Annotated in this window: 9 protein-coding genes; 5 read left to right on the plus strand and 4 right to left on the minus strand. The window is 60.1% G+C overall.

Features of this window, described 5'->3' with window-relative positions; genetic code table 11:
- Nucleotide 1 precedes the first annotated feature (1 nt).
- The gene (locus tag ACYZUC_RS13680) at nt 2-472 is read left to right on the plus strand and encodes a RidA family protein (protein WP_223450969.1); all 471 of its coding nucleotides are present in this window, start codon (nt 2-4) and stop codon (nt 470-472) included.
- On the plus strand, nt 469-1656 hold the full coding sequence (locus ACYZUC_RS13685; RefSeq protein ID WP_461996311.1) for an aminotransferase class V-fold PLP-dependent enzyme: 1188 nt from the start codon (nt 469-471) through the stop codon (nt 1654-1656). The genes ACYZUC_RS13680 and ACYZUC_RS13685 overlap by 4 nt, the downstream gene beginning before the upstream one ends.
- Here ACYZUC_RS13685 and ACYZUC_RS13690 read toward each other — a convergent pair.
- Nucleotides 1653-1994: a hypothetical protein gene (locus ACYZUC_RS13690; RefSeq protein WP_008034222.1), complete on the minus strand. Its 342-nt coding sequence runs from the start codon at nt 1992-1994 to the stop codon at nt 1653-1655. The two genes, ACYZUC_RS13685 and ACYZUC_RS13690, sit on opposite strands and share 4 nt — an antisense overlap.
- Before the next feature lie 219 nt (nt 1995-2213).
- On the opposite strand from ACYZUC_RS13690, the gene rapA reads away from it, so the two are divergent.
- On the plus strand, nt 2214-5060 hold the full coding sequence (gene rapA, locus ACYZUC_RS13695; protein ID WP_461996312.1) for an RNA polymerase-associated protein RapA: 2847 nt from the start codon (nt 2214-2216) through the stop codon (nt 5058-5060).
- Between the two features lie 217 nt (nt 5061-5277).
- On the opposite strand, the gene ACYZUC_RS13700 is transcribed toward rapA, so the two are convergent.
- Together ACYZUC_RS13700 and ACYZUC_RS13705 are read right to left on the minus strand one after the other, a co-directional pair.
- Nucleotides 5278-6627 carry a spinster family MFS transporter gene (locus ACYZUC_RS13700; RefSeq protein WP_008043599.1) on the minus strand — a complete coding sequence of 450 codons (1350 nt, stop codon included), beginning with the start codon at nt 6625-6627 and terminating at the stop codon, nt 5278-5280.
- A 357-nt stretch (nt 6628-6984) separates the two neighbouring features.
- Nucleotides 6985-7881 carry an NAD(P)-dependent oxidoreductase gene (locus ACYZUC_RS13705; protein ID WP_192228641.1) on the minus strand — a complete coding sequence of 299 codons (897 nt, stop codon included), beginning with the start codon at nt 7879-7881 and terminating at the stop codon, nt 6985-6987.
- A 198-nt stretch (nt 7882-8079) separates the two neighbouring features.
- Between ACYZUC_RS13705 and ACYZUC_RS13710 the strand changes: the two genes are divergently transcribed.
- On the plus strand, nt 8080-10281 hold the full coding sequence (locus tag ACYZUC_RS13710; RefSeq protein ID WP_461996314.1) for a hypothetical protein: 2202 nt from the start codon (nt 8080-8082) through the stop codon (nt 10279-10281).
- Between the two features lie 1041 nt (nt 10282-11322).
- Here ACYZUC_RS13710 and ACYZUC_RS13715 read toward each other — a convergent pair.
- Complete coding sequence (locus tag ACYZUC_RS13715; RefSeq protein WP_461996316.1) at nt 11323-11628, minus strand: DUF2288 domain-containing protein; 306 nt, start codon at nt 11626-11628, stop codon at nt 11323-11325.
- Between the two features lie 340 nt (nt 11629-11968).
- Here ACYZUC_RS13715 and ACYZUC_RS13720 point away from each other — a divergent pair, with 340 nt between their 5' ends.
- Nucleotides 11969-13096, plus strand: a complete 1128-nt coding sequence (locus tag ACYZUC_RS13720; RefSeq protein WP_461996318.1) for a branched-chain amino acid ABC transporter substrate-binding protein — start codon at nt 11969-11971, stop codon at nt 13094-13096.
- The last annotated feature ends 47 nt before the right edge of the window (nt 13097-13143 follow it).

A 13143-nucleotide genomic window follows, 5' to 3' on the forward strand; every position in this document is an offset into this window, starting at 1 on the left:
CATGACCGACTCACTCGCCCACCGTGTCCAGCAACTTGGCCTGAGCCTGCCGACACCGAGCCAGCCCATCGCCAATTACGTCAACCATGTGGTCAGCCAGAACCAGTTGTTCATTTCCGGTCAGATTCCGCTACTGGACGGCAAACCGGCATTCATCGGCCGATTGGGAGAGTCGATCTCCGATGAAGAAGGCGCCAACGCCGCCGAACTTGCCGCGCTGGGCCTGCTCGCACAATTGAGCGATGCGCTCGGCGATGACCTGTCGAAACTGGTGCGCATCATCCGTCTTGGCGTGTTCATCGCCAGCGCCCCGGATTTTGCGCGTCAAGGTGCGGTCGCCAATGGCGCATCCAACCTGTTGGTCAATGCCCTCGGCGAAAAAGGCCGGCATGTGCGCACGGCTGTCGGCGTATCGAGCCTGCCCGGCGGCGTGGCCGTTGAAATTGACGCGATTTTCGAGCTGCGGCCATGAACCTCGGCGAAGTGGAGCGTTTGCGAGCGGCGACGCCGGGGTGCGCCAGCGTGATTCACTTCAACCACGCCGGCGCCTCGTTGCCGAGCCAGGCCACCCTCGACGCGATCATCGAGCAACTGCGACTCGAAGCCCACTGCGGCCCCATGGAGGCCGCCGACCAGAGCGTGCAGGCCCGCGCTCGCAGTGCGGCAGCCCTGCTGCTCAATGCAAACACTGAAAACATCGCGTTCGCCAGCAGCGGTTCGGCTGCCTGGGGCATGGCATTCAATGCATTGGGGCCGTGGCAGGACGGCGAGCGGATACTGGTCGGACGCCATGAATGGGGCGGCAATCTGGCCTGCATCGCACGGGCCGTCAGCGCCGGGGCGCGGCTGGAGGTGATTCCCTGCGATGAGACGGGTGCCGTGTCCGTGTCTGCCCTCCAGCAGATGATCGACCCGAAGGTGAAGCTGATCGCACTGACCTGGCTTCCGGCCAACGGCGGCCTGATCAACCCGGCCGAGGCCATTGGCGCCGTGGCGCGCCAGCACGGCATTCCCTACTTCATCGACGCCGGCCAGGCGCTGGGGCAATTGCCCTGCGACGTGCAGGCGTTGAACTGCGATGTGCTCAAGGGCGCCGGGCGCAAATTCCTCCGTGGCCCGCGAGGAACAGCGCTGATGTACATCAAACCGGGGTTTCTCGAACGGCTCGTGCCCGGCCATCTGGACGTGCTTTCCGCGCCGTGGAACGGCGAAGGTTTCTCAGTGCGTGACGATGCGCGGCGGTTTGAAACCAGTGAAGTGTCGGTGGCGTTGCTGGCCGGACTGGCCAATGCGCTGGAGGAGTTCAACCACTTGGGTGCAACCCGGATTCGCCAGCGGATCGAGGGCTTGAGTGGGCAACTGCGCGAACGCCTTGAGTCGGTCAGCGGGCTGAAGCTGCACAACCTGGGGCCGACGAATCAGCAATCAGGCTTGATCGCTTTCACGCTCAAGGGTTGGGACAGCGTTGAGTTGAAGCAGCGGCTGGCGCAACGGGGGATCAATATCGGCGCCAATGGCGTGGCCTATACGCCGCTGGATATGCAGGCCCGAGGGCTGGACAGCATCGCGCGGATTGCCGTCAGTTACCTCAATACCGAAGAAGAAATGGATGTACTGCTCAACGTCCTCAACGAACTTTCCCTCATCAAGGACTAAATCTGAATGTCGACCCACAACCCCTGACGCGGCTCGTCGTCCATCAATGGCGCGACCGGCACGGTGTTATCCGCGTTGAGCTCAGTGCCGGGAATCGCCAGGTGCTCTTCAGGATCTTCATCGGCTTCACGGCGACGGCGTTCTTTTTCCTGCTTGCGGCGCTGTTCCTCGCGCAGCTGAAAGGCCGCCTCTTCCGGATCGCGCTGTTGCAGGTCGATCGTGCTTTCGTTGGAGCTTTCCTGCACCGGCACAACGGGCGGAATATCCGGGCGCTGGCGGATCGGGTCATGCTGTGAAGTGATCGGCACGGCACTCAAGGGGAGCATCGGTGGCAGCATAATTATTTGTCTCCTGTCAGCAGGCTGTCGGCTGCGGGGATGGCGACTTGAGCCATCGGTCGCAAACTGTGACCGGATTGGCACTAACAAGTGCCCCGGCCCGCACACGTCTCAAGCGGTGGACTAACGTAAGACTGTGAGTTTTTCTGAGAGTCCTTTGGCCCTGAAGCCCTCATTCCGTTAAGATAGCCCGCTTTTTCAAGGTGGGAGTCAGGCAGCATGGCGCAGCAGTATCAACCGGGGCAACGCTGGATCAGTGACAGCGAAGCCGAGCTGGGTTTAGGCACCGTTCTGGCACAGGACGGCCGCTTGTTGACCGTGCTCTATCCGGCCACTGGCGAGACTCGCCAGTACGCGCTACGGAATGCGCCCCTCACCCGCGTGCGTTTTTCGCCGGGCGATTCGATCATTCACTTCGAAGGCTGGAAACTGACCGTACAGGAAGTCGACGACATCGACGGCCTGCTGGTCTACCACGGCCTCAACGCGCAGAACGAAGTGGTCACCCTGCCGGAAACCCAGCTGTCGAACTTCATTCAGTTCCGACTGGCCAGCGACCGTTTGTTCGCCGGGCAGATTGACCCGCTGGCCTGGTTCTCCCTGCGCTACAACACCCTGGAACACACCAGCCGCCAGTTGCAATCCTCGCTCTGGGGCCTGGGCGGCGTGCGTGCGCAACCCATCGCGCACCAGCTGCACATCGCCCGTGAAGTCGCCGACCGCATTGCGCCGCGGGTATTGCTGGCAGACGAAGTGGGCCTGGGCAAAACCATCGAAGCCGGTCTGGTGATCCATCGCCAACTGCTCTCGGGCCGCGCCAACCGCGTGTTGATCCTGGTGCCGGAAAACCTGCAGCACCAGTGGCTGGTGGAAATGCGCCGCCGCTTCAACCTGCAAGTCGCGCTGTTCGACGAAGAACGCTTCATCGAAAGCGATGCCGCCAACCCGTTCGAAGACACCCAGCTCGCGCTGGTCGCCCTGGAATGGCTGGTGGAAGACGAAAAGGCCCAGGACGCGCTGTTCGCCGCCGGTTGGGACTTGATGGTCGTCGACGAAGCCCACCACCTGGTGTGGCACGAAGACAAGGCCAGCCCTGAGTACTCGCTGGTCGAACAGTTGGCCGAAGTCATTCCTGGCGTACTGCTGCTGACCGCGACCCCGGAACAACTGGGTCAGGACAGCCACTTCGCACGTCTGCGCCTGCTCGACCCGAACCGTTTCCATGACCTGCACGCCTTCCGTGCCGAGAGCGAGAACTATCGCCCGGTGGCCGAAGCCGTTCAGGAGCTGCTGGACAAGGGGCGTCTGTCGCCTGAAGCGCACAAGACCATTCACGGTTTCCTCGGCAACGAAGGCGAAGCGCTGCTGACCGCCGTCAATGATGGCGACACCGAAGCCAGTGCCCGTCTGGTCCGCGAACTGCTCGACCGCCACGGCACCGGCCGCGTGCTGTTCCGCAACACCCGCGCCGCCGTGCAAGGTTTCCCAGAACGTAAACTGCACCCGTACCCGCTGCCGTGCCCCGACGAATACCTCGAACTGCCGCTGGGCGATCACGCCGAGCTGTACCCGGAAGTCAGCTTCCAGGCCCAGCCGGACGCCAACGAAGAAGAACGCTGGTGGAAATTCGACCCGCGCGTCGAGTGGCTGATCGACCAGTTGAAAATGCTCAAACGCACCAAAGTGCTGGTGATCTGCGCCCACGCCGAAACCGCCATGGACCTGGAAGATGCCCTGCGCGTGCGTTCCGGTATTCCTGCGACGGTGTTCCACGAAGGCATGAACATCCTTGAGCGTGACCGCGCGGCCGCCTACTTCGCCGATGAAGAGTTTGGCGCGCAAGTGCTGATCTGCTCGGAAATCGGCAGTGAAGGTCGCAACTTCCAGTTCTCGCACCACCTGGTGCTGTTCGATCTGCCGTCGCACCCGGACCTTTTGGAGCAGCGGATCGGTCGTCTCGACCGGATCGGCCAGAAGCACATCATCGAACTGCACGTGCCGTACCTCGAAACCAGCCCGCAAGAGCGCTTGTTCCAGTGGTACCACGAAGCGTTGAACGCGTTCCTCAACACCTGCCCGACCGGCAACGCCTTGCAGCACCAGTTCGGCCCGCGCCTGCTGCCGCTGCTGGAAAATGCCGACGACGGCGAGTGGCAAGCGCTGATCGACGAGGCTCGCACCGAGCGTGAGCGCCTGGAAGCCGAGCTGCACACTGGCCGCGACCGCTTGCTGGAACTCAATTCCGGCGGTGCTGGCGAAGGTGATGCACTGGTCGAGGACATCCTCGAGCAAGACGATCAGTTCACGCTGCCGATCTACATGGAAACCCTGTTCGACGCCTTTGGCATCGACAGCGAAGACCACTCGGAAAACGCCCTGATCCTCAAGCCGAGCGAAAAAATGCTCGACGCCAGCTTCCCGCTGGGCGACGACGAAGGCGTGACCATCACTTACGACCGCAACCAGGCGCTGTCTCGTGAAGACATGCAGTTCATCACCTGGGAACACCCGATGGTGCAAGGCGGCATGGACCTGGTGCTGTCCGGTTCGATGGGCAACACCGCCGTGGCGCTGATCAAGAACAAGGCGCTGAAACCGGGCACCGTGTTACTGGAACTGCTCTACGTCAGCGAAGTGGTTGCACCGCGTTCGCTGCAACTGGGCCGTTACCTGCCGCCGGCCGCGCTGCGCTGCCTGCTCGATGCCAATGGCAACGACCTGTCGGCCCGCGTGTCGTTCGAGACCCTGAACGATCAACTGGAAAGCGTGCCGCGTGCCAGCGCCAACAAGTTCATCCAGGCCCAGCGCGATCAGCTGACGCCACGGATCAACGCCGGCGAAGAGAAAATCTTCCCGCGTCACGCCGAGCGCGTGGCCGAGGCGCAACGTCGTCTTGCGGCTGATACCGATGAAGAACTGGCGCGCCTGACCGCGTTGCAAGCGGTCAACCCGACCGTACGCGACAGCGAACTGGTTGCCCTGCGTAAACAGCGTGAACAAGGTCTGGCGATGCTCGACAAGGCAGCGCTGCGACTGGAAGCGATTCGGGTGTTGGTGGCGGGTTAATCGCCCTGCCCCACCTCGCGCAATGAAAAAGGCCCGCTGCGATGCGGGCCTTTTTTTGCCTCGAAAAAACCACAACCACTGCCACAACAACAATCCCTGTAGGAGCCGGCTTGCTGGCGATGGTCGTTAACGATAACGCGTACTGACTGGTTCACCGCGGCGTATTCGAGTCCATCGCCAGCAAGCCGGCTCCTACAGGTCTTCTATTCCAGCTTTTCTAAGCGGTGACTGCCGGGATTTGCGGCTCAACCACCGCCACCAACCCTTCCTTCATCCGCTTCGCATCCCGCACAAAACACCGCGACGCCATGAACAGGAACACCATCGTAAAGAACAGCGCCACCGGGATCAGGTACATCGCGTCATGCAGGCCAACAGCCTTGAACGCTTCGGTCATTTGTTCGGCGCCGGCCGCCAGCATCGCCGTGTGCGCAAAGTGATCGGACAAACCGCCCACCACCACCGGCCCCAATCCACCACCCAGCAAATACAGTCCGGCAAAGAACAACGCCATCGCCGTGGCCCGCAGGCGTGGTTCGACCACGTCCTGGATGGCCGTGTAAACGCAGGTGTAGAAGTTGTAGGCAAACAACCAGCCCAGACTGAACACCGCCACGAACACCCCGATCTCGATCCGCCCGGCATGCAACGCCCACGCGGTGCACACCGTCGAAACGATCAGGCTGAACGCCGCAAACAGCAGCCGCCCATTGGCCACCCGCTGGTGAATCTTGTCTGCGACCCAGCCGCCCAACGTCAGGCCGAACAGCCCCGTCACGCCGACGATCACACCGGTCGCCACCGCCGCTTCGTGCAAGGGCATCTGGAAGTAGCGTTGCAGCATCGGCACCAGGAAGGAGTTGCAGGCATAGGTCGCGAAGTTGAAACACAGCCCCGCCATCACCAGCCACAGAAAGGTCGGCACCGCCAGCACCCGGCGGATCGGCCGGTCCACACGCTCCTGCGAGACCTGCACACTTTCCGCTGCGCCGCGTTTCGGTTCCTTGATGAAAAACATGAAGACCGCCAGGATCAGCCCCGGCACCGCCGCGATGAAGAACGGCGCGCGCCAGCTGTCGAACGCCTTGACCATCCAGCCGATGGTGAAGAATGCCAGCAGCAGTCCCAACGGCAGCCCCAGCATGAAAATGCCCATCGCACGCGCACGGCGGTGGGCTGGAAACAGATCGCCGATCAGCGAATTGGCGGCAGGTGCGTAACTGGCCTCACCGATGCCGATGCCCATGCGCACGATCAGGAAACTCCAGAAACTGCCCACCAGTCCGTTGACCGCTGTCAGCCCGCTCCAGGCCGCCAGCCCCCAACCCATCAACTTGGCGCGCGAACCGGTATCGGCCATCCGTCCCAGCGGCAGTCCGGCAATCGCATAGACGATGGTGAAGGCGGTACCGATGATGCCCAGTTGAAAGTCGCTGAGGTGCCATTCCATACGGATCGGCTCGATGATGATGGCCGGAATGGTGCGATCGAAGAAATTGAACAGATTGGCCAGGAACAGCAGGAACAGAATGCGCCAGGCATTCGCCGCTTGGGTCGAGTTCTGCATGGGTCCGTCTCTTTTTATTGTTTTTGGGGCATCACTGTCCCCGGAACCTGCAATCTAGTCAGGCCCGCCCAAGCTGTCTGTAATTATTCGTAAGGCTGATATCCCCCCATGGAACGCAGCACTAGTCGCGCAACAATTTATGTCCAAACGCTCTAACGCTCATTCCAAAATGGTTGCTGCCAATATGCCACTACGGCTCGCGCTCTTTGTATGACTTCTATACTCCAAAGCATTCGCCAGCGGGCATGGCGCGGGGCTGCGATTTCGTCCAGGGCTACCTGCTCAGCCGCCCGGTGCCGCTGGCGGAACTGCGTCCGGTGCTGAGTGAAATCAACCAGCGCAAACACGGGCACACGGTCAGTCCGCTGAGTCCGGCTCGCGGTACAGCTGCACCAGGGTCGACGGATCTTTTTCCAGGAATCCCTGGCTACCATGCAACCGCATCAATTGTGCGGCCAATCCGCTGATGGGCGTGGCCGAACCTTGCTCACGGGAAAATTTCACCGCGGTATCGAGGTCCTTGAGCAGCGTGCGCACGTGCCATTTCACCGGTTCAAAACGGCTTTCGGCCATTTGCGGGGCGAGGATCTGCAACGGTTTTGAATCGGCAAACCCGCCGGCCAGCGCTTCGGCAATCAGGCTGGCCTGCACGCCGGAACGTTCGGCCAGCGCCACGACTTCGGCAATGACCAGAGCGTTACAGGCAACGATCATCTGATTGCAGGCCTTGGTCACCTGCCCCGCCCCGACCGCGCCCATATGAGTGACACGTTGGCCGAGGCTGAGCAGAACAGGCCTGACACGCTCAAGGTCCGCCGCTTCGCCGCCCACCATGATCGCCAGGCTCCCGGCCTCGGCGCCGATAACGCCCCCGGACACCGGAGCGTCCAGCCAGCGCATGCCGGTCTGGCTGGCCAACTGCGCCGACATTTCCCGCGTCGCGGTGGGTTCCAGGCTGGAAAAATCCACCAGCAACTGGCCGCTTTTCCCACCTTCGGCCACTCCGCCCGGACCAAACACCACCTCGCGAACCACGGCCGTGTCGGCCAGGCACAACATCAGCACATCGGCGTGCCGACACAGCTCGGCAGGCGTGGCAACTTGTCGCGCGCCCGCCTCGACCAGCGGCGCACATTTGGCCGGATTACGGTTCCATACAGTCAGCGAAAACCCTGCAGCCAGCAGGCGCCGACACATCGGCAGGCCCATCAGGCCGATACCGGCAAAACCCAACGAAGGTAGGGTTGACATCATTCGGCCTCCTTTTTCATTAAAGATCGCCAAATATTGGCCGATTCATCATGACTAAGGAAAGGATTCCCCCGAGTGATGTTCAGGCCCAGTCCCTGACGCTTGGGCCCAATACGCGCTGAAAAAAGACGCGAGAACCCATCCGTGATGGTTTGACGACACGTTGTCGTCCAGCCAACCAGCCCAGGTACATGGCGCACAATGACTTCTAAAAACAATCCGGCCACTGCGATATCCGATCTGACGCTGAGCCCCGCGGCGAACAGCCCCACGCCGTCGAAGCCATTGAGCCCCTCGCGCCCGTTGGCGACTCAGCAATACCTGTACTTCACCGAGACCAATACGGACCGCATCCTCGATAACCTCGACGGCCTGCGCGACATGGTGTTCCCGCGCTCGCCGCACCTGGAAGGCGATAGCGAACAGCACAACGATCAGGAGTTCCCGTCGGTGTGCCTGATCGGCCTCGGTCGCTGCGGCTCGAACATCGCGCTAGACGTCGCGGAACTGGTGTACAACGCCCGCAAGTTCTACCTCAACGAATTCAACAACGAAGATCGCCTGTCGCCGGACAAGCGCTACGCGGAAAAGGGCTACAGCCCGGCCCAGTGGATCCGCAACAACCTGCGCCTGGGCCCGAACAAGGCGACCAAGCCAGTGTTCCTGGTCGAGCCGCTGGTGATGCTCGGCGACCTCGACAAAGACATCGCCGGTCGTATCCGTTTCTCGCGCAAGGGCGAAAAAAGCGGCTTCCTGCGCGACTACAGCAAAATGAAAATCATGGACTTGTCGGAAGTCCACGCCGGTGGCGCCGGTAACGCGCCGATCCTCGGTCAGTACCTGGCCAAGATCATCCTGAACAAGGACACCCAGCGTTTCTCCAGCCCGGACTGGAAGATGATTCACTCGTACCTGATCGACAGCTGCGGCATCAAGGCCAACCAGTCGCGCCTGTACTTCTCGATCTTCAGTGCCGGCGGCGGTACCGGTTCGGGCATGGCTTCGGAATTCGGCCTGGCCCAGCAGCACTCGTACATGAACAAGACGTTCGACACCAAGCCGATGGACGAGCACGACGGCAAAAGCGGTCACTCCTTCGTCTTCGAACCGATCTTCACCAGCGGCATCTGCGTACTGCCGAACATTTCCGATCACCGCAGTGAAATGTCCGAGGCGCTGCACATCAACGCCGGTCGCCTGCTGTGCAAATACCTTTCGGAAGAATGGGACTTCTCCTACAACTTCGCCAACGAAGACAGCAGCGAAGCCAGCGTCATGGGCCGTATCCGCCCATGGAACGCGATGATGCTGATCTCCAACGACATCATGCGTTATGCCGAAGAAAGCGATGACGGCAACATCCAGAACATCGACGTCAACGCGATGGAAAAGCACGCCAACCAATACATCTCGCAGCAGATCTTCAACATTCTGACGGCGCAGGCGGTCACGACTGACTACGACCAGAACTATTTCCGTCGTGCCGGCATCGACATCGGCGAAACCATTCGCCTCGACGCCAACGACCTGTTCATGAGCCTGGCCGGCCCGGTGGCGATTGCCTACGCCGAATCGGTAGTACCGGAAACCCCGCCGCCAAGCAGTGACAAGTTCAAGGTGTTCGAGAAAGAGCCGCAGCGCCTGAACATCGATGACCTGTTCTTCCGCTCCATCGACCTGCCGCACTTCAACAAAGTGACCCAGGCCATCGAAGGCATCAGCCTGCTGCCGATCGAGTCCAAGCGCTATCGCGCCTCGCTGGAGCAGTACAAGAATTCCGGTTACGACGCGGCCGCGCTGCACGACCTGCACTTCTTCAAGAACTGCTCGTCGGTGGTGTCGATTGTTTCGCTGCCGAAAGACTACAAGCTGTCGTACATGGACCTGAACCGGTTGAAGACTCACCTCAACAGCCTGTTCCCGAACACCACGCTCAAGCGTTATGCGCTGGTAATCGGCGCGTCGGCCAACTTGTCGCTGACCACTTTGATCGCCAAGAGCCCGTGCCTGTCGGACGACTTCCTGACACTGATCGTGGCCTTCATCAAGCGCTGCTTCGCGAAGAACCCGTACCGCTTCGACGACACGCTGGATAACTCGATCCTCGACTTCATCATCAACGAAGACTTCAACGAAGAACTGATCGATGACTTGCTGAACGAGTTCGAGAACCCGGCGAAGATCCTCGATACCAACTGGTATGCGATCAAACCGATGTACGAGAAGAAGTACCGCGAGCTGATCAACGACAAGGAAAAATTTGTCTCGATCAATGACATTCGCCTGTCGCGCGATTGCGTGAAGAAGGCGATCAAGTACCTGCGCGAGATCTACCGTCACCGGATTGGCAAGACCAAGGTTATTTCGCTCAATAACCATACGGGCAAGACGTTTACCGTCTGATCTGATGCCGCTCCTCAGGCTTTTAGATTCAAGCTTGGGGGGCATATCCGTTTTTTGGGTGATGGCTGATATTGGTTTCGCCCTTACGGCGAGTTACTTGGAAGAGCGCCAAGTAACCAAGCGCTCTTGCCCCACCACTTGGCACCTCGCCTAGGCTCGGTGTGCCCTCACTCCGGCATTGCTCCGCGGGTCGCCGCGATGGGCCATCCCTGGCCCAGCGCGGCTAAACCGGCATCCTTGCCGGTTTCCCCGCTGCGCAATGCCTGCGTTCGGCCAGCGTGGTTAACGGGGCGCTCCGATCAAAATCAAAAACGAGGCGGCCTTTGGGCCGACCGGGGCGTCAAGCGGGCGCGCTGCGCTTGTTTGACCGTGCTGACGCCGATCCCATGTAGGAGCGAGCCTGCTCGCGAAAAACGCCCAGCCACCGCGCACATTCAGGCAGCCCGCGTCATCGTTAACGTCCATCGCCAGCAAGCCGGCTCCTACAAGGGATTGGCGTACAAGTCCGGAATGAGTGTACGAAACAAAGAAGGACAACGCGGACCACCAAAGAGCCAGGTCGGCTTTAAGGCCGCCTCGCGCGCTGTTGATCTGGCTTTTGAATTTGATCTGCTTGCCCCATGGGGAGGCCGAGTGGAGGTTCTGCGCAGTGGGCAACCCGGCATGGATGGCCGATGGCGGCGGGCCCACGGAGCAGGACCGGAGCGAGGGTATGCCGAGCCTAGGCGAGGCACCGGACGAAAGGGGCAAGAGCCCTTGGTTACTTGGGGCTTTTCCAAGTGACTCGCCGTAAGGGCGAAACCGATAGAAGCCGTTACCTCAGGAATGGATATGTACAAAATCCAAACCCCTGACACACCTAAATCCAACATCCAGAAACAATTAAGCAGCCCATCGGCTGCTCAATAAACTGTGCCCGTTACGTTTACGTCACCGTTATGCCAACTCCGCCTGTGGCCTTTCTCTACGGCAACATGCCATCACGCTACTCGGCTACACACTTTTCCTCGGCGAAGCGACGCACTCATTCGGTGCGCAACTTCACTTCGTCGCCCTTTCCTGGATCAGAATCCACGGCGAAACCACCACTGCCCACAACTCCGGATCACGTTCGAAAAGATCCAGCGCCCGCGTTTCAGACAGCTTGGCGACCGTGTCGGCGGCCAGCCAGGCAGCCACTTTCGCCCCTTCGTCCGTCGCCACAGCCTCGGCCACCGCGATCAAATCCAGACCGGGATCGACCCACAATAGGGCACCCCTGGCGAAGAACGGCTCCAGCTCCTTCCAGGTAATAGATGCGGTTTCACCAAGCAGTTTGGCATAGAGGGTGCTAGGTTCTTGAGTCATGGGTCCTGTCCGGAAAAGAAATCGACGTGGATGATAACGTCGGTGGTCAGGCAGAAAAACCCGGATGCAATTGAGTCACCGATTGAAAACTGCAGGAAAGCCAAGGATTGCTGAGAATTCAGCTACAACCCCCGCCGCAATTCTGTCTTTTTCTTTCAAAAAAGCGACACCCTCAGGTTTTGCCCCCCGGCGCTGCCTTCCCAGGCTGACAATCGGCGCTCTACACTGTACCGGTACAGTTGCCGGGGGCATTTTCCGGAGGATATTCGAAGATATCTGACCCGGTTCTGCTGCTACGGCGCCAGGACTATAAAAACTACAACAGTAAGAGTGGAGCACTATGACTAAGGCTACTAAGCAGATTTCCAAACTGTTTGCCGCTATGGTTCTGGCCGGGGTTGCCAGCCATTCGTTCGCAGCTGACACCATCAAGATCGGCATCGCCGGCCCTAAAACCGGTCCTGTAGCCCAATACGGCGACATGCAGTTCAGTGGCGCCAAAATGGCCATCGAACAGATCAACGCCAAGGGCGGCGTAGACGGCAAGAAACTCGAAGCCGTTGAATACGATGACGCCTGTGATCCAAAACAAGCTGTGGCTGTCGCGAACAAGGTCGTCAACGACGGCGTCAAGTTCGTAGTCGGTCACCTGTGCTCCAGCTCCACTCAACCGGCTTCGGACATCTACGAAGACGAAGGCGTGATCATGATCACCCCGGCTGCCACCAGCCCGGACATCACCGCTCGTGGTTACAAAATGGTGTTCCGCACCATCGGTCTGGACAGCGCCCAGGGCCCTGCCGCCGGTAACTACATCGCCGATCACGTAAAACCGAAAATCGTTGCTGTCCTGCACGACAAACAGCAATACGGTGAAGGCATCGCCACCGCCGTGAAGAAAACCCTGGAAGGCAAAGGCGTCAAGGTTGCCGTGTTCGAAGGCATCAACGCCGGCGACAAAGACTTCTCTTCGATGATCTCCAAGCTCAAGCAAGCCAACGTCGACTTCGTCTACTACGGCGGCTACCACCCGGAGCTGGGTCTGATCCTGCGTCAATCCCAGGAAAAAGGCCTGAAAGCCAAGTTCATGGGTCCGGAAGGCGTGGGTAACGACTCGATTTCGCAGATCGCCAAGGACGCTTCCGAAGGTCTGCTGGTAACCCTGCCGAAATCCTTCGACCAGGATCCAGCCAACGTTGCTCTGGCTGACGCGTTCAAAGCGAAGAAAGAAGACCCGAGCGGTCCGTTCGTATTCCCGGCCTACTCGGCTGTGGAAGTGATCGCTGAAGGTATCAAGGCTGCCAAGTCCGAAGACGCTGCCAAAGTGGCTGCTGCCATCCACGCCGGCACTTTCAAAACCCCGACTGGCGACCTGAGCTTCGACGCCAAGGGCGACCTGAAAGACTTCAAATTTGTGGTTTACGAGTGGCACTTCGGCAAACCAAAAACTGAAGCCAAGCCTCAGTAAGGCGTTGCCTGACTGACTGCCAATAAAGCCCACGGCGTGCCGTGGGC

The sequence above is a fragment of the Pseudomonas sp. GT1P32 genome, assembly GCF_054897805.1.